The following is an 18,912-nucleotide window of genomic DNA, read 5'->3' as shown; positions in this document are numbered from 1 at the left end:
GGGGCCCGGAGCCTACCAGAGCCCTCGGTGGCCCCGGCCTAGTTGAGGGTCAGGCCGTTGATGGTCTCGGCCTGGATGACGTTCTTGGGCGCGCCGTCGTTGAAGTTGTTCTGGAACTTCACGTTCATGACTTGGACCGGGCGGCCGAGGAGTGCTTCGAGCTCGGAGCGGAAAGCCGGGTCCGAAGCGCAGGTCTGCTCCAGTGTCGCTGCCTCGATTTGAGCCGGGGCATCGTCGGCGCCGAACCGCTTGCGGACCAGGTCGACCACTTTGCGCGTTACATCGGCGCCGTTCTGCGCCAGCACTTCCGCCGCTTTACCTGCGGCAGCGGTTGCGATCGAGAGGAGAATCGGATCCATGGGGCACCCTCCGTTCAAGGCCTGCTCCCAGACTACCGGTGGGCGGGCGTGGGTGAGGGCCCTGGAAAAGCGCTGGCGGTCCGGTTTCCGATCGGGGATGCTGCGCCGATGACTTACGGAGACTGGGAATGGGACGAGACGCTTTTCGCTGGCACTGCCCGGCATTACAGCGTTGGCCGCGTGCCTTATCCGACCGGCCTTGTCAAGGCGGTCGGTGACGCTCTCGGCCTTGATGGCACCGGCCGTCTTCTTGATGTCGGTTGCGGGCCCGGGTCGTTGACGTTGATGCTTGCGCCGTTGTTTACGTCCACTGTGGGTGTCGATCCGGATGCGGGGATGCTTGCTGAGGCCGCTAGGCGAGGCGAGGAGGCTGGGTTTGACAGCATCGAGTGGCGGCAGTTCAGGGCTGAGGAACTTCCCGATGACTTGGGGACGTTCAAGGTCGCGGCGTTCGCGCAGTCGTTCCACTGGATGGACCGGCTGGTCGTGGCCCGTCGCGTGCGCGGCCTACTCGAGCCGGAGGGCTACTGGATTCACGTCGGCGCGACCACCCATCGCGGCGCCGACCACGACGAGTCGCTGCCGCACCCGGCCCCGCCCTGGGACCAGATCGGTGAGCTGGTCGCGGCCTATCTCGGGCCGGTTCGCCGTGCGGGGCAGGGGTTCCTGCCGGGTGGTACGGCGGGCGGCGAAGAGGGGATCATGCGGGAAGCCGGGTACACCAAGGTGACCCGCCTGCAGATCGACGACGGCCGGGTCTTCACCCGCGATGCCGACTCGGTCGTCTCGGCCGTGTTCTCGCTGTCGAGCTCAGCGCCGCACCTGTTCGGCGATCGCCTGTCCGCGTTCGAGGCCGAGCTGCGCGCGCTCCTGGCCGAGGAGGGCGGGCGGTTCTCGGAGCGTGAGGTGTCCACCGGCGTTGTCGTCTGGCGGCCTTAGGCGGTCTACTCGCCGTTCGCGGCGGCGGCCGTCAGGTTCCACAGGGTGATCGCGTGGTGCCCGTGCTCGTAGCCGAGGGCGGCGATCGAGGCGGTGTCGATCTTGAATTCGCGGCCGTCGCGGGCCGGGCGGCCGAGCCAGCGGGCCGCGGCGACGCGGAGGCTGTGGCCGTGGGCGATGAACGCGACGTCGCCGCGTTCCAGGAGCGGTTCGGCCTCGACGATGGCCCGGTCGAGGCGTGCGGCGACCTCGTCGGCCGATTCGCCGCCGGGGCCCTTGCCGCCGTCGGTCCACAGTGACCAGCCCGGGTTCTCGGCCTCGATCTCCTCGCTGGTGCGGCCCTCGTAGTCGCCGTAGCCCCATTCGGCGAGGTCGGGGATGACGGCGGTGACGTCGAGGCCCGCGAGGTCGGCGGTGATGAGCGCCCGCTTGCGGGGGCTCGACCAGACCGCCGTGAAGTCGCGTCCGGCGAGCAGCGGCGCGAGCGCTTTCGCTTGGGACACACCGTTCTCGGTGAGGTCGAGGTCGGTGACGGACGTATGCTGGCCCGACGCGGACCAGGTGGTCTCGCCGTGGCGGATGAGCACGATCTCTCCCATGCCGACCACCTTAATCCGGCCCGGCCGCAGGCACCCGCGATCGGGCGGGGCCGGTCAGATCGCGCGGGCGAGGAACACGCCCATGTAGCCGTCTTCGTCGGTCCAGCACCCGGTCGTCTCGAAACCGGTGGCCTGGAGCTGGTTCTCGAGCTCGCCGCGCATGAACTTCGTGGAGATCCCGGTGTGGATCTCCTCGCCGACGGAGAACCTGATGTCGAGCGCGAGCGCGGAGACGTCCACCTTCATCGGCTTCATCGCCCGCAGCCGCAGGTCGACCGTGGCGGTGTCGCTGTCCCACAAGGCGATGTGCTCGAAGTTGTCGGGCTCGAAATCGGCGTCGAGGCGGTGGTTGAGGACGTACAGGACGTGCCGGTTGAACTCGGCCATCACCCCGGCGGCGTCGTTGTAGGCCGCGAGGATCACGTCGGGGTCCTTCACGAGGTCGGCGCCGAGCAGGAACCAGTCGCCGGGGCGCACGGATTCGCGCAGGTCGCGGAGGAACTGGCTGCGCTCCATGCCGGTGAAGTTCCCGAAGGTGCCGCCGAGGAACGCGACGAGGCGCGTGTCGTGGTGGTCGGGCAGCTGCGCGAGGTGGCGGGTGAAGTCGCCGACGATGCCGCCGAGGTGGGCGTCCGGGTAGGCCGTGGCGAGTTCGGCCAGCACGTCCCTGACCTCGCTCTCGGCCACGTCGAAGGGCCAGAACGCGTCGAGGCGCCCGGCGTCCGAGAGGGCGCCGAGGAGCGGCCGGATCTTCTCGGCGCGGCCCGCGCCGAGCTCGATCACCGAGACCGGGTCGGTGCCGAGGGCGTCGGCGATCTCCCCGGCCCGGTCGTGGAGGACGGCCCGCTCGCTGCGGGTCTGGTAGTACTCGGGCTGGCGGGTGAGCGCCCCGAAGAGGGTCGAGCCGCGCCCGTCGTAGTGCAGGCGCAGGGGCAGGTGCTTGGGGTGGGCGGTGAGGCCCCGCCGCACGTCGAGGCGGAGCGACGCGTCGAGGTCGGACTCGTCGATGCAGATCCGCAGTTCAGGAGCAGACACACCTCGATCTTATGTCGACTTGCGGCATGTTTCGCCCCAGTGAACAACGGGCGTCACGGCGCCCCGGGCACCGTGCACGCCTGGGCGGCGACCTGGCCGGCGTACCGCAGGGCCGCGGCGACCACGGCCTGGTTGCCCCAGGCCGGGAGCCGGTCCAGGCGCATCCAGCCCGCGGAGGTGAGCCAGCCGAGGAGCCCGGAGGTGAACGCGTCGCCTGCGCCTACGCGATCGACGACGTCCACGGCGGGCGTGGTCATCTCGGTGACGTGGTTGCGGTGGAACGCCACCGACCCGGCGTCGCCGAGGGTCACGACCACCAGTTCGGGCCCGGAGCCGAGCCATTTGCGGGCGACCTCGTCGAGGGCGGCGCCCGGGTAGAGCTGCGCGAGGTCGCGTTCGGAGACGCGCACCAAGGTGGCGAGGCCGACCAGGCGCTCGGTGCGTTCGACCACTGCCGTGCGGTCGCCCATGGCGGCGAGGCGGATGTTCGGGTCGAAGGAGACCGGGACGGCGCGGCGGGCGCGGTTGACCCAGTGCTCGATGGCGCGGGCGGAGGGTTCGAGGTAGGCGGCGAGGGACCCGAAGTGGATGAGGTCGATCTGCGCCGGGTCGGGCTTGGGCAGGGCCCGGCCCTCCCACGCGAAGTCGGCGGTGCCGGTGGTCCAGTAGTCGTACTCGGCGGTGCCGTCCTCGCGGACGACCGCGAGGCCGAGCGTGGAGGGCAGGTCGGTGCGCAGGAGCCAGTCGCGGCGGACGCCCGCGGCGATGTGGCGGCGCCATATCTGGCGGCCGAAGTGGTCGCCGCCGACGGCGCCGACGAGCGCGGTAGGGACGCCGCGCCGGGCGAGCGCGACGGCGGTGTTCGCGGGCCCGCCGCCGCAGGTGGGCCGGAGCTGGCCGCCGGGGGCCGGGACGAGGTCGATGACGTTCTCGCCTGCCACGAGGATCAAAGGGGGCTCCTTCCATCGGGCGCGGTGCCGCTGCGGAGAGGGTATTGCAGGGCATTGAGCGCTTGGAAGTCGGATTCGCGTCGCGGTGGCCTCGTGCGCCACGCCGGGGCGGGGCGGTGCGCCGGGGCGCGGGGCGGTCGTTCAGGATGGAGGCATGTCCACCGAAGAGGTCAAGGTCGGAGCCGGGTCTGCGGACGCGGCCGGGGACGGCGCGGCCGTCAAGCCCGCGCGCCCGAAGCAGCGGCGGATGCGCGACATGGCGCTGTCGATGGCGGTGCTGCTGGTGCCGATCGGCGTGTTCTACGTCGGGTGGCAGTGGCTGGCCTCGGACCGGCAGGTCAGCGTCGTCGACACGACCGAGAACCACGCGACCGCCGCGAGCTTGGGCCTGGCGGCGATCGAGCCGGAGCTGACGGACGAGTGGAAGCCGATCTCGACCGACCTCGCCGTCGAGGGCGAGACCGTGGTGCTGCGGACCGGCTACTACTCGCCCGAGGGCCACGGCCTCCAGCTCGCCGAGACCAACGGCACGCCCGCCGACGTGAACGAGGACCTGACGGGCGCCGGGACGCCCGTGGAGGCCGCCGGGATCGAATGGGCCGCATACGAAACGGCCACGAGCGAGACCTGGGTGGCCGAGATCGGCGGCGAGACCGTCGTCATCAGCGCCGAGACCGACGGCGCGGACGACCTCCCCGAGCTCGCCGAGGGCGTGGCCGAGGGCGCTTAGCCTTCGTCGCCCGCTTCGGGTTCGGTGCGGGCTTTCAGGCGCTCGCGGGCGCCTTCGAGGTGCGACTGGCACAGGTCGGCCAGTTTCTCGCCGCGCTCCCAGAGCTTGAGCGACTCCTCGAGCGTGGCCCCGCCCGCTTCGAGGCGTTCGACCGTGGCCACGAGTTCGGCGCGGGCCTCTTCGTACGTCAACTGCTCGCTCACTAGTCGTCCTCTCTCGTCTGCACGACCGCGGCGCGCAGCGATCCCGCCGCGAGCCGCACTTCGATGGCTTCTCCGGCGGCGGACGCGTCCCGAAGCACCGCACCGGACTCGGTGTCGGTGACGATCGCGTAGCCCCGGTCCAGTGTGGACTGCGGTGAGAGCGACCGCAGCCGCGCCCGCAGGTGCACCAGCTCGTCCGTCGACCGCTCCAGCCGGGAGCCGACGCGGGCTCTCATGCGGTGCTGGAGGTTCGCGACGACGTCGCCGCGCGTCTCGAGCATCGTCTCGGGCCGCGCGAGCACGGGTCGGGCGCGCATCGCGGCGAGCCCGTCGGTCTCGCGGGTGAGCATCGCGCCGAGCGCCTGGCGCAGCCGGGTGCGGCTGATGTTGAGGCCGCGCTGCTCCTCGGCGAGGTCGGGGACGACTTTCTTCCCGGCCTCGGTGGGGGTCGAGGCGCGCCAGTCGGCGACGTAGTCGAGGATCGGCGTGTCCGGTTCGTGCCCGATCGCGGAGACCACGGGCGTGACCGCCTCGGCGACCGCGCGGCACAGCGTCTCGTCCGAGAACGGCAGCAGGTCCTCCATCGAGCCGCCGCCGCGGGCGATCACGATGACCTCGATGTCCGGGTCCCGGTCGAGCTCGGCCAGCGCCGCGCACACCTCGGTGACCGCGCGCGGGCCCTGGACGGCGACTTCGCGGACCTCGAAGTCCGCGGAGGGCAGGCGGGCTTTGGCGTTCTTGAGGACGTCCCGCATCGCGTCGGAGGCGCGGCCGGTGATGAGCCCGATCCGGTAGGGCAGGAACGGGAGCGGCTGCTTGCGCTCGGCCGCGAACAGGCCCTCGGCGGCGAGGAGCTTCTTGAGGCGTTCGAGGCGGGCGAGGAGCTCGCCGAGGCCGACCTGGCGGATCTCCCGCACGTGGAGGGAGAGCGAGCCGTTCTTGTCCCACCACTGGGCCTGGGCGCGGATGACGACCTGCGCGCCGTCACGCAGCGGCGGGTCGCACGCGGCGACGGCGCCGGTGAAGTCGACGACGCGCATGGAGACCTCGGCGGACGGGTCGCGCAAGGTGAGGTAGACGGTGCGGCCGCGGTGGCTGATCTCGGTGATCTGGCCCTCGGTCCACACCTCGCCGAGGCGGGCGAGCCAGTCGCCGATCTTCTTCGAGACGACCCGCAGCGGCCACGGGTTCTCGGCGCTCATCGGCACGCCGGGTCCGGTACCCGGCTTTCCGGTGGTGCTGTTTTCGGCGGCGCTGTCGGTGGCGCTGTTTTCAGAAGCACTGCTGGGTGCGTCGGTCACGTGGCAAGCCTAACTGCAGGGTGTGACGAAACCGGGCGGCCGGATACCATCGAGGCGTGGCAGACCCGAAGCGAGTGTTGTTGGCCAAGCCGCGCGGGTACTGCGCGGGCGTGGACCGGGCCGTGGTGACCGTCGAGAAGGCGCTGGAGCTCTACGGCGCTCCGGTGTACGTGCGCAAGGAGATCGTGCACAACCGGCATGTGGTGGAGACGCTCGCCGGGAAGGGCGCGGTGTTCGTCGAGGAGAACGAGGAGGTGCCGCCGGGTTCGGTGGTGGTCTTCTCGGCCCACGGCGTGGCGCCCGAGGTCCACGACCAGGCGGCCGAGCGCGGCCTGAAGGCGATCGACGCGACGTGCCCCCTGGTGACGAAGGTCCACAAGGAGGCCGTGCGGTACGCCGAGGAGGACTACGACATCCTGCTCATCGGCCACGAGGGCCACGAGGAGGTCATCGGGACCTCCGGCGAGGCGCCCGAGCACATCCAGCTCGTCGACGGGCCCGACTCGGTCGACCAGGTCAAGGTGCGCGACCCCGAGAAGGTCGTGTGGCTGTCGCAGACGACGCTCTCGGTGGACGAGACCATGGAGACGGTCAACCGCCTGAAGCAGCGCCTGCCGATGCTGCAGAGCCCGCCGAGCGACGACATCTGCTACGCGACCCAGAACCGCCAGCAGGTCGTCAAGGACATCGCGGCGGACTGCGACGTCATGCTCGTGGTCGGCTCGAAGAACTCCTCGAACTCGGTGCGGCTGGTCGAGGTCGCGGTGCAGCACGGCGCGCGCGCCGGGCACCTGATCGACTACGCGCACGAGATCGACGAGGCCTGGCTCGAAGGCGCGTCCACTGTGGGCCTGTCTTCGGGGGCCTCGGTGCCGGACAACCTGGTGCAGGACGTGCTCGCGCACCTCGCCGAGCGCGGCTTCGCGAGCGTCGAGGAGTTCGAGCCGGTGACCGAGAAGATCGCGTTCTCGCTCCCGCGCGAACTCGCGAAGGACCTCAAGGCCGCTCAGAAGGCCTGAGTCTCGTCCCAAGTCGGCTTCCGGGTCGGGGTGATCACCGGCGCCGGGGACTCCGGCGCGTCGCCCGCGACCTCCAGTTCGCTGAAGCGCCGCGCGGTCACCAGCAGCCGCGACTCCACACTCGCGACCGCCGCGTTGTACGACCCGACCGCCGCCTCCAGCGACGACCCGAGCCGCGAGAAGTGGCCCGCGACCGCGCCGAGCCGCTCGTGCAGCTCCCGGCCCAGCTTGTGCACCTCCTTGGCGTGCTGCGCGAGAGCCTCCTGCCGCCACGTGTGCGCCACCGTCCGCAGCAGCGCCATCAGCGTCGCGGGCGAAGCGATCACGACGCCGCGCGCGAACGAGTCCTCCAGCAGCGCCGGGTCGCCCCGCAGCGCCGCGTCCAGGAACGCGTCGGCGGGCACGAACAGCACCACCATCTCCGGCGTGTCCTCGAACGCCCGCCAGTACTCCTTGCCCGCCAACGCTTCCACGTGCCGCCGCAAGTGCTTCGCGTGCGCCCGCAGCAGCTGGTCCCGGCCCGCCTCGTCCTCCGACTCCAGCGCCTGCAGGTACGACTGCAGCGGCGCCTTCGCATCCACAACGAGCGTCCGCCCGCCGGAAAGCTTCACTACAAGGTCGGGGCGCACCCCGCGCCCGTCCACCGAGCCCGTGAACTGCTCGGAGAAGTCGCAGTGCTCGACCATCCCCGCCGCCTCCACGATCCGCCGCAGCTGCACCTCGCCCCACTGCCCGCGCACCTGCGGCGACCGCAGCGCCCCCAGTAGCCGCCCCGTCTGCTCCCGCAGGTCCTCCGAGATGTCCGCGACCCCCGACAGCTGAATCCGCAACTGCGCGTACGCGTCCACGCGCGCCCGCTCCACATCGCCGAGTCGCGTCTCATAGCGCGCCAACGTCTCGGAGATCGGCGCGAGCACCTGCCCGACGGCCTGCCGCGAATGGTCCGTCGCCTCGTACGCCACCGCTTTCAGGGTCGACTCGAGCCGCTGCTCGTTGTCCGCCGCCGCCTCCAGCCGCGCCGTGGCCGCCGCCAGCTCGGCCGCTTGGCGCGACCTACCTGCGAACCAGCCCCCGAAACCGCCCGCCGCCAGGCACACCACCGCCAATAGGACCCACGTCATACGGGCCAGTCTAGGCAAGCCGCCGCGGGTACAGTCGGTACATGGAGCTGTGGTTGACCCTGCTGGTCGTCGCTATCGTCGTCATCTTCTTCGTGGTGCAATCCAATAAGAAGCGGGCGCTGGCCGAACTCGCCGACGCCGAGGCCGAAGCGCGCCGCCTCTACGAGCGCCTCGGCGGCCAGACCATGAACCTCACCGCCCCCGGCGACAACCTCCCCGCAGGCCAGGCCCTCGCCGACGCCGGCGAGCGGTACACCGCCGCGGGCTCCCAGCTCGAATCGGCGCGCACGATCAACCAGTACCGTCTCGTCGCCGAGACCTCCATCGAAGGCCTCCACTACGTGCGCGCCGCCCGCACCGCCATGGACATCGACCCCGGACCCGAGATCCCCCAGATGCGCGGCCAGCGCCGCACCGGCGCGCTCACCGAGCCCGTCAGCGCCGAGGTCGAGGGCCGCTCCTACACCGGCTCCCCGGACCCGAGCGACGAGAACCGCCACTACTACCCGGGCGGCCGCGTCAACGGCCGTCCCGTGCCCGCGGGCTGGTACAACACGCCTTGGTGGCAGCCCGCGCTGGCGGGTGCGGCGGGCGTGTTCGTCGGCATGATGGTGTTCGACGCGATGATCGCCCCCGCTTACGCGCTGGGCGCGATCGAGGGCGGCGACTACGGCAGCGGTGACGCCGGGAGCGATGCCGGTGGCGACGCGGGCGCTGACGCCGGTGACGCCGGCGGCGGTGACGCCGGTGGCGGTGATTTCGGCGGCGGGGACTTCGGCGGGGGCGACTTCGGCGGTTTCTGAGCATTGGGAAGGGCCCCGTCGCGATGCGGCGGGGCCCTTCTCTATGCGGTTGCGGCGCTAGCGGTTCAGCCGGTCGGCGCGATCACGTCGAAGCCGCCCACGCCCGCCGCGGTCTGCGAGGCGGTGATGAGGTCGTCGACGGTGATGGTGTACGACGATCCGCTGGCCGAGTCCCACACGTGGAACGCCGTGACCGGCCAGTTCGTGTACTCGCCCGAAGCGTTGTAGGACGCGGAGTACCCGTAGATCATCATGTAGTGGCGCACCGAGGTGTCCGCCGCGGGATCGCCCCACGGCAGGTACCCGTACTGGACGAGCGTCGATGAGGGCTGCCCGTTGTCGAGGTGCTCCCTGATGCGTTCGACCTGCATCTCCATGGAGACGCCGGACGTGGACGCGGAGTACCAGTCGTAGAACGAGTAGCCCAGCCCGGTCGGCACGAACGCGCCCCACGCCTCGGCCATGTCCGCCGGGTACGTGAACCCGTAGTCGTCGGTCTTGGCGAGGTCGGCGATGGACGCCTGGCTCGGGGCGCTGCTGGCGCGCATGGTCATCGCGGAGGACTTGATGGTCGCGGGGCCGCAGTAGGTCGCGGTCTCCTGCATGTACCCGATCATCGGCAGGCCGGTGACGCGCAGTTCGTTCTGGTCCACGCCGTCGATGGTGACCGTGGCGTCGAGGATGCTCGCGCCCCTGTCGGCCATATCGAGCCACCCTGTGTAGCAGTCCCTTTGGACGTTGTCGCCGATGAGGTTGGAGACGCATCTGCCTTCGCCCCAGCCGTTCCCCGGCACGTACAGGTCGACGGCGGCCTGGGCCGCCGAGTAGGCGGGGTCGCCGCTGCCCTGGTCGTAGCGGATGGAGAGGCGCCCGCGGTACTTGGTGTTGGTGTAGGCGCCGTAGGTCGAGGACGGGGCGGTGACCCAGCCTTCGAGGCACAGCTGGTACTGCATGCCGCCGGAGGCGTGGACCGCGGTGCAGATGTCGTCGTCGGGGGAATCGCCGAAGTCGGCTTCATCGGTCATGCCGGTGCCGGTGGCCCACTTCGTGTTCGAGTCGTCGACGGGGGAGACGACGGCGTAGATGTTGCTGTAGGTGTGCACCGTCCCCGGGTTCGTCGGGTCCATGTTGGATACCATCGTGACCTTGTTGCCGTAGTTCCCCTCGATGGTGGTGATGTTCCCGGTCAGCGGGTCGACGTCGACGACGATGCCGATGTGGTCGCTGTCGCCGTAGCTGGTGCCGTAGATGACCACGTCGCCGGGCAGGACGCCCGACTTGGAGCTCATGAGTCCCTTGTTCTTGCCCCAGGTCTCGAACGTCCCCGAGTACGGGAAGTACACGTCGACCCCGGCCATCTGCCAGGCCCAGGACGCGAACATCGAGCACCACGGGTCGCCGCACTTGGTGGAGGCGTTGTCGCCGTAGGGGTTGCAGTTGTCGCCCCATTCGGCGGTGCCGAGCTGGCTGTACGCGGCGTTGACGATCGCGTCGCGGATCTCCGACTCAGGGATCGAGCCCGCCGCGGGCGGCGTGTCGGTGGTCGGGTTCCCGGTGCCGCCGTCGGGCATCGGGTCGTTGTCGCAGCGGGTCGTGACGAACCCGGTGGAGCCGGTCTGCACGTAGTAGTCCGGCACCCAGACGCCGTCGCTCGTGTAGTCCCAGATCGCCGAGCCGCCGTAGTTCCAGTCGCCGTAGGCCTGGCAGGTGACGGTCACGTAGGAGCCCTTGGCGTACATGTCGAGCGTGTAGGAGCTGCTGAGGCTCTTGCCGCTGTAGCCGTTCAGGGTTTCCTTGACGAGGAAGCTGTTCCCGCCGCCGGAGGCGCCGTCGCCGTCGCAGGCGCTCATGACCATCGTGGACGATCCGGTGGCCGTGTAGTAGTCGGGAATCCACAGGCCGTCGGAGGTGAAGTTCCAGATCGCCGAGCCGCCGTAGTTGGTGGCGCCGTAGGCCTGGCACATGATCGTGACGTAACCGCCCTCTGGGTACCGGTCCCAGACGTTGCGCGAGTCCAGGGACTTCTGGAAGTACCCGTTCAGGGTCGCGCGGATCTTGAACTGCCTGCCGCTGTAAGGGATCGGGTCGGAAGCGATGCCGATGGCCGAACACAGCGGGACGCCCGAGAGCCGCCCGGAGGTCCCGGTCGAGACATAAGCGTCAGGGACCCAGTACCCCTCGGTCGTGTAGTCCCACAGCGTGGAGCCGCCGACCGAGTCGCCGTACTCCTGGCAGCGCACGTACAGGGTCTCGCCGACCTCGTACGCGTCGGTGCGCACGCGGTCGGTCGAGGTGGGGCTGCCGCGCCCGTCGATCGCGGTGTTCACCGGGTACGGCCCGGCGTTCGCGCCGCCCGTGCTGGTGACGCCGTCGATGCCGAGCGAGATGCAGCGCGGCACGGTCCCGAGGAACCCGGTGGTGCCGGTCGAGACGTAAGCGTCGGGAATCCAGTACCCGTCGGTCGTGTAGTCCCACACGGTCGAGCCGCCCGCGGTCAGGCCGTAGTCCTGGCAGCGGATGTAGATGTTCGCGCCCGAGAGGTACGCGTCGGTCTTGACGCGGTCGTTCGGGTCCATCGACCCGCGGCCGTCGATCGCGGTGCTGGCCTTGTAAGGACCGGCGTTCATGCCCTTGCCCGCGGGCGTGCCGTCGATGCCCACGTCAGAGCACAGCGGGACGCCCGAGACGCGCCCGTCGGTGCCGGTGGAGATGTACGCGTCCGGGACCCAGTAGCCCGTGGAGGTGTAGTCCCACAGGTAGGACCCTCCGGCGAGCATGCCGAAGTCCTGGCACTGGATGTAGACGTTCGCGCCCGAGGCGTACGCGTCGGTCTTGGCCCGGTCGTACGGGTCCATGGAGCCGCGCCCGTCGATGGCGACCTTCGCGGGGTACGGGCCGTAGTTCGCGGCCTGCGCTGGCGAGGCGGTGGCGACGACCGCCGATGCCGCCGCTATGAGCGCGACGGCCAGCAGGCCGATCTTCTTTCTGAAATTGGACACACTGTCTCCCTGAGATCAGTGGGGGCCGGGCCGATGGGAGGGGCCCGGCTTCGGATGGGGGTGGGGATCGGGGGATAGGGGGTCAGGAGGCGCGAAACGCCCCAAGTGGACATTGCCGCGCCGATCCTATGCCAAGCCGCTTCTGCCGTAAAGGGTGCGAAACGTGTCCTCGCGGTTACGGGGCACAGTGGTCGCCGAGGGGGTCTGAAAGCGCTGGCCCGATCCGTGTCACCACCCCGTTACCCAAGGGGTGCTTGGGATTCAGTGAATGACAAAGGGGCGGGACGCATCGCGTCCCGCCCCCATGCCGGGTGCCTACCACTCGGCGAACGAGCCGTCCTTCAGCCGCCAGATCTCGTTGCGCCACCGGTGCGGGTCCTCGGCGGCCTTGCGCACGGCCGCCTCGTCGACCTCGATGCCCAGGCCCGGCCCGGTCGGGCGCTCGACGTGCCCGTCCGTGAACGCGAACACCGCCGGGTCCACGAGGTAGTCGAGCAGGTCGTTGCCCTCGTTGTAGTGGATGCCGAGGCTCTGCTCCTGGATCAGGAAGTTCGGGGACGCGAAGTCCACCTGCAGGCTCGCGGCGAGCGCGATCGGCCCGAGCGGGCAGTGCGGGGCCAGCGCCACGTCGTACGCCTCGGCCATCGCCGCGATGCGCCGCACCTCGGAGATGCCGCCCGCGTGCGAGAGGTCCGGCTGCGCGACGGCGATGCCCGTGGAGAGCACGTCCCGGTAGTCCCAGCGCGAGTACAGCCGCTCGCCGGTGGCGATCGGGATGGACGTACTCGAGGTGACCGCCCGCAGGTCGCGGGAGAACTCCGGCAGCACGGTCTCTTCGCAGAACAGCGGGAACAGCGGCTCCAGCAGCGGCAGGACGCGGCGGGCCATCGCTGTGGAGAAGCGGCCGTGGAAGTCGATCGCGAAGTCGAAGTCGTCGCCCACGGCCGAGCGGAGTTCCGCGAACTGGTCGACGATGCGGTGCACCTGCGCGGCGGTCTCGATGTGCCCGATCTGCGCGGAGGCGTTGCACTTGACGGCGTCGAAGCCGTTCGCCTTGGCGCGCAAAGCATCTTCGGCGAGCGCCTGCGCGGAGTCGCCGCCGATCCACGTGTAGACGCGGGCGGTGTCGCGCACCGCGCCGCCGAGCAGTTCGTAGACGGGCACGCCGAGGGCCTTGCCCTTGAGGTCCCACAGGGCCTGGTCGATCCCGGCGACGGCGCTGGAGAGGACGGGCCCGCCCCGGTAGAAGCCGCCCTTGGTCATGACCTGCCAGTGGTCCTCGATGCGGGAGGCGTCGGCGCCGATCAGCCTGTCGGCGAGCGCTTCCACGGTGGCCGCGACCGCTTCGGCGCGGCCCTCGACGATCGGCTCGCCCCAGCCCACGAGGCCGTCGTCGGTCTCGACGCGCACGAAGAGCCACCGGGGCCGGACGAAGAAGGTCTCGATTCTGGCGATGTTCAAGGGAACCTCTATCTCTTGTGGAGGTGCGGGGGTCAGTAGAGCCCGACGCGTCGGCCGCCGTCGACCGGGAGTTCGGCCCCGGTGATGTACCCCGCTTCGTCGGAGGCGAGGAACGCGATGGCCGCGGCGACCTCTTCGGGGCGGCCGAGGCGCCCGGCGAGGGTGCGCCCGGCCTCCTCCGCGATCCCCGCGGGATCGACGCCGTCCCATTGCCGGGTGTGGATCGGGCCGGGCGCGACGGCGTTGACGCGTACGGCCGGGGCGTATTCGACGGCGAGCTGGCGCACCAGCGCGCTGAGGCCGCCCTTGGCGGCGGCGTAGGCGGTGAACCCGGGCATGGAGGCGTGCGCGTGCACCGAGGAGACGGCGACGACGGAGCCCTTTGCCGCCGTGAGGGGTTCGGCGAGCGCGGCCATCCCGAGGTAGGTCGCCTTGAGCGTCACGTCGAGCACGTGCCCCCAGTCGGCTTCGTGCAGTTCGTGGGCCGCGCCGAAGCGGAGCGTGTAGGCGTTGGAGACGAGGATGTCGACGTGCCCGTACTGGTCGGCGGCCTGCGCGGCGAGGGCCGCCCAGTGGTCCGCCCGGGAGACGTCGCAGTGGACGAAGTGGACGGTTCCCCCGGTGTCGGCGCAGAGCCTCTCGCCCGCCGCGTCGTCGACGTCGGCGAGGTACACGACCGCGCCCTCGCTCGCGAGCCGCCGCACAGTGGCGGCCCCGATGCCCATGGCGCCGCCGGTGACGACGGCGACTTTGCCTTCGAATCGATGCATACGGCGACCCTATCCGCCGGTCCCGGTCGGCTTGGCGCCCTTGGGTTCGGTCAGGTCCACCAGCGCGGAGGCCAGGCCGGGGCGCTCCCTGAGGATGAGGGCCGCGCCGCCGACGGCTCCGGCGCGGGCGCCGAGGTCGAGGGCGGCGGGGACGACGTCGACCTCGCGCACGAGTGTCAGTGCGTACCTTCGGATCGCGGTGCGCAGCGGGTCGAGGAGCGCTTCGCCCGCGCGGGCGAGTTCGCCGCCGACGACGATGCGCTCGGGGTTGAGCAGGTTGCAGAGGCTGGCGAGGACGCGGCCGGTCATCTGGCCGACGTCGGCGAGCACGCCTTCGCAGGCGCGGTCGCCCGCCGCTGCTGCGGCGAGCACGTCCTCGACGGTCGCCTTGGCGCCCAGGTGGGGTCGCAGCGCCTTGAGGACGGCGGGGATGCCGGCGTGGAGGACGAGGCAGCCGCGGTTGCCGCACGGGCACGCCGGTCCGTCCACATTGATCGAGGTGTGGCCGAGTTCCCCGGCGGCGCCGACCGCGCCCCGGAAGACCCGTCCGTCGAGGATGAGCCCGGCCGCGATACCGCTGGACAGGCCCACGTACATGAGGTCGCGCACGCCCCGGCCCGCGCCGCTGTAGGCCTCGGCGACGGCTTCGAGCCGCGTGTTGTTCTCGATCGCGACGGGCAGCCGCAGGCGCCGCTGGAACTCGTCGGCGGCGTGCACGTGGGACCACGGCTGGTCGGGCAGCGACGTGGAGACGATGCCGGTGGCCTTCTCGATGGGGCCGGGCAGGCCGACCCCGGCTCCGACGATGCGGGCCCGGTCGAGCCGGTGCTCGGCGATGAGGCCGTCGAGGAGGTCGGCGGCGACCTCGATCCGTTCGGCCCAGCCCAGGTCGGGGTCCACGGCCCGGCCCGCGCCGCCGATCTCGTTGTGCGCCAGGTCGGAGAGGTGCACCCACACGTGGTCGAAGGTGAAGTCGAGGCCGAGCGCGACGGCGGCGCCCGGGTTGACGGCGAGCGCCTCCTTGGCGCGGCCGTCCCCGTCGGGGTCGCCGTCCTGCTCGATCACGAGGCCGCGAGCCATCAGTTCGGTAACGATGGTCGACACGGTGGTGCGGGAGAGGTCGGCGCGGCGGGCGAGCTCGGCGCGGTGCGTGGGCCCCTTGCGCAGCAAGAGGGTCAGCAGCCGTTCCTGGTTCGCCCGGCGCAGTGACTGGAGGGAACCGCTCTTCGTCCGGGGCATGCGCTGATCATACAACCCGCTCATAAATCTGTGTCAAGACTATTGACGTACTTAAGTGAGTAGAGCTAGCCTTCGTCCACAGACTTTTCGTACCCCTTTCTGAAAGGCGAGAACCCATGCGTGAATCCCTCGGGACGGCGTTGTCTTCGAAGGCACTGACCCGTCGCAACCTGATGCGCGGCACGGCCCTCGGAGCGGCGGCGGCAGCCGGTGCCGGAGCCCTTTCCGCTTGCGCCCCTTCGGCAGGAGGGGGCGGCGGCAAGAACACCCTCACGATCATGGCCCCGGAGAACGAGTTCAGCCCGGAGTTCCTGAAGACCGCGGAGAAGGACCTCGGCGTCACCATCAAGCGCGTCGAGGTCGACCCGACCAAGCTCACCGCGATGCTCGCCAGCGGCACCGCCCCCGACCTGGTGCGCGGCCTCGGCGCGGTCGAGACCCCCTACGTCGTCTCCCGCGACCTCGCGCTGCCCCTCGACGACTACTTCGCCAAGAGCGAACTGCTCAAAGAGGACGACATCGACCCCGTCAACGACGTGTGGCGCTTCGACGGCTCGGTCCAGGGCCAGGGCCCCCGCTACGGCATGGCCAAGGACTACTCCCAGGACGCCATGTTCTGGTACAACACCGCCCTCTTCGACGCCGCCGGGGTCGAGTACCCCTCCGAGACCGAGCCGGTCACCTACGACGCCTGGCTCGACATGGGCAAGCGCCTCACGCAGAAGGACGGCGACACCGTCTCCGTCTACGGCCTCTCCGCGGGCGGCCTCGGCCTGTTCCTCGGCCTGGTCAACATGGTCGGCTCGGCGGGCGGCAGCCTCTTCTCCGACGACCTGGCCACTGTGGACTTCTCCTCTCCCGAAGGCCAGCAGGCACTCTCCTGGTACCTCGAGTACGCCCGCGCCCGCGTCGGCTTCAGCCCCGTCGAGCCCAACGCCGACGGCTGGGACTGGCCCCCGTACCAGACCTCCCGCCTCGCCATGTCCTGGTCCGGCTACTGGTTCGGCGGCGCGATCGCCGCCGAGGCCGAGCTCGCCGAGACCTCCCGCCTCGCCCCCGCCCCCACCATGGGCACCGAGCGCATCAGCCCCTGCTACGGCGCCACGGGCTACTGGATTCCCAAGGCCTCCAAGAACCACGACGCCGCCTGGCAGCTCTTCGAGTGGTTCATGGGCGGCGACCCCGCCAAGGAGCGCGCCGCGGGCGGCTGGGGCATGCCGAGCCTCATGTCCCTGCGCGCCGACCTCCCCACGGGCACCACCGCGCAGGCCGAAGCGCTCGCGACCCAGGAGGCCGAGGCCGAGTACTTCAAGGTCCTGTCCTTCACCCCGTACGTCAAGGTCGAGGCGCTCGACGCGGTCCTCAACCAGTACCTGCCCGACGCCATCAACGGCGACGCCACCGCCGCGTCGCTCGCCGACACCCTCAACACCGACATGAACGCCCTGCTGGCCGAAGGCAAGGAGCTCGTGAAGTGACCGCAACGCTCGAAGCGTCGCGGGAGACTCCCCCCGGAACCGCCCGGCCGCGCAGTGGGAAGCGCGGCCGGGCGGGCACCCGCCCCCGGACGTTCTACCTGTTCGTGGGGCCTTGGATCATGGGGTTCGCGCTGCTCACGGTCTTCCCGCTCGCCTATGCGTTCTGGATGAGCCTCACCAACACCGACGGGCTCTCCCCGAACTGGTCCTATGTGGGCCTCGACAACTACATCCGCGTGTTCCAGGACGAGCAGACCATCGCCTCGCTGGGCCGCACCATGGTCTTCATGCTCGCCACCGTGCCCACGGGCGTGGCGGCGGGCCTGGCGATGGCGGTCCTGCTCAACCGCGACTTCCGGGGCCGGGCGCTGTTCCGGGCCCTGTTCTACCTGCCCGCCGTCGTGCCCGGCGTGGCCGCCGCCCTGACGTTCAAGATCATCTTCGACAAGAACGCGGGCTTCGCCAACGCCGCCATCGGTGCCGCGGGCGGGGAGCCGATCTCGTGGCTCGCCGACCCGTACGTGCGCATGGTCCTGATCTTCATGATCCTGTGGGGCGTGGGCGGTTCGATGATCGTCTCCCTTGCGGCCCTGCAGGACGTGCCTCGCGAACTCCTCGAGGCCGCCAAAGTGGACGGCGCCGGGCCGGTGTACTCGTTCTTCAAGATCACGCTGCCGCTGCTGAGCCCGATCATCTTCTTCCAGGTCGTCACCGGCGTGATCGGCTCGCTGCAGGTGTTCGTGCCCTCGCTGCTGCTCGCGCCCGTCAACGGCGCGGCCGCCGTCACCGCCGTGCCCGAAGGCAACTACTTCTTCATGGTGCACGTCTACGCCGAGTACTTCGCCAAGAGCCACTTCGGTTACGCCTCCGCGCTCCTGTGGGTGCTGTTCCTGTTCGTGCTGCTCATCACCGGGATCGTGTTCAAGATCGGCAACAGGGCGGTCTTCTACGGCGGCGTCGACCCCTCGGAAGGCAAGGGCTAGGACATGACCGAGACCATCGCGCGCCGGGCCCGCGTCACGGCCCTCTACGTCGCCCTCATCGTCCTGGCGGTGATCTTCACCGGGCCGCTCGGCTGGCTCATCCTCACCTCGCTGAAGGCCCCGGACGAGCTGTCGGTCTTCCCGATCCAGCTGTTCCCGGCGGTCCCGCAGTGGCACAACTACATCGACGCGCTGACGTTCATCGACTTCCTCGGCTACGCCCGGAACTCGCTCATCATCTCGACGCTCTCGGCGGTGCTGACCACGCTCTCGTCGGCGTGGATGGCGTACGGCTTCGCGCGGCTCTCGGCGCCGGGCAAGAAGTTCTGGTTCGGGCTCCTGATCTCGACGATGATGATGCCCGGCATCATCACGCTCATCCCGACCTACCTGATGTTCGCGAAGATGGGCCTGGTCGACACGTACGTGCCGTGGATCCTGTGGGGCCTCTCGGGTGCGGCGTACATGATCTTCCTGTTCCGGCAGTTCTTCTCGGGTATGCCGAAGGAGCTGGAGGAGGCCGCGATCCTCGACGGCTGCGGGCACGTGCGCATCTTCTGGCGGATCTTCATCCCGCAGTCGTGGCCCGTCCTCGCCGCGTGCATGGTCCTCACTTTCACTGCGGCGTGGGGCGACTACATCGCGCCGAGCCTGCTGTTGAGTTCGGACCGGACCACGCTCGCGGTCATGATGACCGCCGGGTACGTGAACGAGAAGGGCTTCCCCGTGCAGAACCTGCTCGCGGCGGGCTCCACCATGTTCATCCTGCCCGTGCTGCTGATGTTCCTGTTCTTCCAGCGGTTCTTCGTGCAGGGCTTCTCGACTTCGGGTCTCAAGTAATAGGTGTCCGGTGCTCCGACACTCGTCTCGGCGGGGCACCGGTGCAAGGCCGGGGCGGCGGATCGGAAGACGGGGTCAAGCCT

The 18,912-nt window shown here is 70.2% G+C and carries 18 protein-coding genes; 7 read left to right on the top strand and 11 right to left on the bottom strand.

The window, feature by feature from the left end:
• Window positions 1-38 precede the first annotated feature (38 nt).
• Entirely contained in the window at window positions 39-359 is a 321-nt protein-coding gene (locus ACZ60M_RS13050; protein ID WP_465417680.1) for a hypothetical protein, read from the bottom strand.
• Between the two features lie 108 nt (window positions 360-467).
• On the opposite strand from ACZ60M_RS13050, the gene ACZ60M_RS13045 reads away from it, so the two are divergent.
• Entirely contained in the window at window positions 468-1,298 is an 831-nt protein-coding gene (locus tag ACZ60M_RS13045; protein WP_465417678.1) for a class I SAM-dependent methyltransferase, read from the top strand.
• Between the two features lie 5 nt (window positions 1,299-1,303).
• Here the strand turns inward: ACZ60M_RS13045 and ACZ60M_RS13040 are convergent, their stop codons facing one another.
• Genes ACZ60M_RS13040 through ACZ60M_RS13030 form a run of 3 tightly spaced genes read right to left on the bottom strand, consistent with a single transcriptional unit; the run spans window position 1,304 to window position 3,873 of the window.
• A complete protein-coding gene (locus tag ACZ60M_RS13040; protein ID WP_465417677.1) occupies window positions 1,304-1,897 on the bottom strand; it encodes a histidine phosphatase family protein in 594 nt (197 codons plus the stop codon).
• A gap of 54 nt (window positions 1,898-1,951) precedes the next feature.
• Complete coding sequence (egtD, locus tag ACZ60M_RS13035; RefSeq protein WP_465417675.1) at window positions 1,952-2,932, bottom strand: L-histidine N(alpha)-methyltransferase; 981 nt, start codon at window positions 2,930-2,932, stop codon at window positions 1,952-1,954.
• 53 nt (window positions 2,933-2,985) lie between these two features.
• Window positions 2,986-3,873, bottom strand: a complete 888-nt coding sequence (locus ACZ60M_RS13030; RefSeq protein ID WP_465417755.1) for a carbohydrate kinase family protein — start codon at window positions 3,871-3,873, stop codon at window positions 2,986-2,988.
• A 163-nt stretch (window positions 3,874-4,036) separates the two neighbouring features.
• On the opposite strand from ACZ60M_RS13030, the gene ACZ60M_RS13025 reads away from it, so the two are divergent.
• Entirely contained in the window at window positions 4,037-4,612 is a 576-nt protein-coding gene (locus ACZ60M_RS13025; protein ID WP_465417674.1) for a DUF4245 family protein, read from the top strand.
• On the opposite strand, the gene ACZ60M_RS13020 is transcribed toward ACZ60M_RS13025, so the two are convergent.
• The gene (locus ACZ60M_RS13020) at window positions 4,609-4,815 is read right to left on the bottom strand and encodes an exodeoxyribonuclease VII small subunit (RefSeq protein WP_465417672.1); all 207 of its coding nucleotides are present in this window, start codon (window positions 4,813-4,815) and stop codon (window positions 4,609-4,611) included. The genes ACZ60M_RS13025 and ACZ60M_RS13020 overlap by 4 nt on opposite strands.
• On the bottom strand, window positions 4,815-6,017 hold the full coding sequence (gene xseA, locus ACZ60M_RS13015) for an exodeoxyribonuclease VII large subunit (RefSeq protein ID WP_465417753.1): 1,203 nt from the start codon (window positions 6,015-6,017) through the stop codon (window positions 4,815-4,817). Before xseA ends, ACZ60M_RS13020 begins: the two co-directional genes overlap by 1 nt.
• A 155-nt stretch (window positions 6,018-6,172) precedes the next feature.
• Here xseA and ACZ60M_RS13010 point away from each other — a divergent pair, with 155 nt between their 5' ends.
• Window positions 6,173-7,135 (top strand): 4-hydroxy-3-methylbut-2-enyl diphosphate reductase, encoded by a 963-nt coding sequence (locus ACZ60M_RS13010; protein WP_465417670.1) that lies wholly within the window; start codon window positions 6,173-6,175, stop codon window positions 7,133-7,135.
• Here the strand turns inward: ACZ60M_RS13010 and ACZ60M_RS13005 are convergent.
• The gene (locus tag ACZ60M_RS13005) at window positions 7,123-8,256 is read right to left on the bottom strand and encodes a DNA recombination protein RmuC (RefSeq protein WP_465417668.1); all 1,134 of its coding nucleotides are present in this window, start codon (window positions 8,254-8,256) and stop codon (window positions 7,123-7,125) included. The two genes, ACZ60M_RS13010 and ACZ60M_RS13005, sit on opposite strands and share 13 nt — an antisense overlap.
• A gap of 41 nt (window positions 8,257-8,297) precedes the next feature.
• On the opposite strand from ACZ60M_RS13005, the gene ACZ60M_RS13000 reads away from it, so the two are divergent.
• On the top strand, window positions 8,298-9,059 hold the full coding sequence (locus ACZ60M_RS13000) for a hypothetical protein (RefSeq protein ID WP_465417666.1): 762 nt from the start codon (window positions 8,298-8,300) through the stop codon (window positions 9,057-9,059).
• Window positions 9,060-9,124: 65 nt separating this feature from the next.
• On the opposite strand, the gene ACZ60M_RS12995 is transcribed toward ACZ60M_RS13000, so the two are convergent.
• From ACZ60M_RS12995 to ACZ60M_RS12980, 4 genes are all read right to left on the bottom strand, one after another.
• Window positions 9,125-12,058: a hypothetical protein gene (locus ACZ60M_RS12995; protein WP_465417665.1), complete on the bottom strand. Its 2,934-nt coding sequence runs from the start codon at window positions 12,056-12,058 to the stop codon at window positions 9,125-9,127.
• A gap of 315 nt (window positions 12,059-12,373) precedes the next feature.
• Window positions 12,374-13,519: a galactonate dehydratase gene (gene dgoD, locus ACZ60M_RS12990; protein WP_465417663.1), complete on the bottom strand. Its 1,146-nt coding sequence runs from the start codon at window positions 13,517-13,519 to the stop codon at window positions 12,374-12,376.
• A 32-nt stretch (window positions 13,520-13,551) separates the two neighbouring features.
• The gene (locus ACZ60M_RS12985; RefSeq protein WP_465417661.1) at window positions 13,552-14,289 is read right to left on the bottom strand and encodes an SDR family NAD(P)-dependent oxidoreductase; all 738 of its coding nucleotides are present in this window, start codon (window positions 14,287-14,289) and stop codon (window positions 13,552-13,554) included.
• A gap of 9 nt (window positions 14,290-14,298) precedes the next feature.
• On the bottom strand, window positions 14,299-15,528 hold the full coding sequence (locus tag ACZ60M_RS12980) for an ROK family protein (protein WP_465417659.1): 1,230 nt from the start codon (window positions 15,526-15,528) through the stop codon (window positions 14,299-14,301).
• A gap of 116 nt (window positions 15,529-15,644) precedes the next feature.
• Here ACZ60M_RS12980 and ACZ60M_RS12975 point away from each other — a divergent pair, with 116 nt between their 5' ends.
• From ACZ60M_RS12975 to ACZ60M_RS12965, 3 genes are read left to right on the top strand one after another with little or no spacing between them, the layout of a single operon-like run.
• Window positions 15,645-17,006 carry an extracellular solute-binding protein gene (locus ACZ60M_RS12975; protein ID WP_465417657.1) on the top strand — a complete coding sequence of 454 codons (1,362 nt, stop codon included), beginning with the start codon at window positions 15,645-15,647 and terminating at the stop codon, window positions 17,004-17,006.
• On the top strand, window positions 17,003-17,989 hold the full coding sequence (locus ACZ60M_RS12970) for a carbohydrate ABC transporter permease (RefSeq protein WP_465417656.1): 987 nt from the start codon (window positions 17,003-17,005) through the stop codon (window positions 17,987-17,989). Before ACZ60M_RS12975 ends, ACZ60M_RS12970 begins: the two co-directional genes overlap by 4 nt.
• A gap of 3 nt (window positions 17,990-17,992) precedes the next feature.
• A complete protein-coding gene (locus ACZ60M_RS12965; protein WP_465417654.1) occupies window positions 17,993-18,829 on the top strand; it encodes a carbohydrate ABC transporter permease in 837 nt (278 codons plus the stop codon).
• The last annotated feature ends 83 nt before the right edge of the window (window positions 18,830-18,912 follow it).

This window comes from Glycomyces sp. NPDC050141 (assembly GCF_055586545.1).
Note: the sequence above shows the minus strand (reverse complement) of the source record. Positions and strands in the feature narration are given on the sequence as shown.

What these genes read in the sequence shown, in the direction of transcription:
- ACZ60M_RS13050 (WP_465417680.1), bottom strand. Translation starts at nt 359, where the DNA reads ATGGATCCGATTCTCCTCTCGATCGCAACCGCTGCCGCAGGTAAAGCG.
- ACZ60M_RS13045 (WP_465417678.1), top strand. Translation starts at nt 468, where the DNA reads ATGACTTACGGAGACTGGGAATGGGACGAGACGCTTTTCGCTGGCACT.
- ACZ60M_RS13040 (WP_465417677.1), bottom strand. Translation starts at nt 1,897, where the DNA reads ATGGGAGAGATCGTGCTCATCCGCCACGGCGAGACCACCTGGTCCGCG.
- ACZ60M_RS13025 (WP_465417674.1), top strand. Translation starts at nt 4,037, where the DNA reads ATGTCCACCGAAGAGGTCAAGGTCGGAGCCGGGTCTGCGGACGCGGCC.
- xseA (WP_465417753.1), bottom strand. Translation starts at nt 6,017, where the DNA reads ATGAGCGCCGAGAACCCGTGGCCGCTGCGGGTCGTCTCGAAGAAGATC.
- ACZ60M_RS13005 (WP_465417668.1), bottom strand. Translation starts at nt 8,256, where the DNA reads ATGACGTGGGTCCTATTGGCGGTGGTGTGCCTGGCGGCGGGCGGTTTC.
- ACZ60M_RS13000 (WP_465417666.1), top strand. Translation starts at nt 8,298, where the DNA reads ATGGAGCTGTGGTTGACCCTGCTGGTCGTCGCTATCGTCGTCATCTTC.
- ACZ60M_RS12985 (WP_465417661.1), bottom strand. Translation starts at nt 14,289, where the DNA reads ATGCATCGATTCGAAGGCAAAGTCGCCGTCGTCACCGGCGGCGCCATG.
- ACZ60M_RS12980 (WP_465417659.1), bottom strand. Translation starts at nt 15,528, where the DNA reads ATGCCCCGGACGAAGAGCGGTTCCCTCCAGTCACTGCGCCGGGCGAAC.
- ACZ60M_RS12975 (WP_465417657.1), top strand. Translation starts at nt 15,645, where the DNA reads ATGCGTGAATCCCTCGGGACGGCGTTGTCTTCGAAGGCACTGACCCGT.
- ACZ60M_RS12965 (WP_465417654.1), top strand. Translation starts at nt 17,993, where the DNA reads ATGACCGAGACCATCGCGCGCCGGGCCCGCGTCACGGCCCTCTACGTC.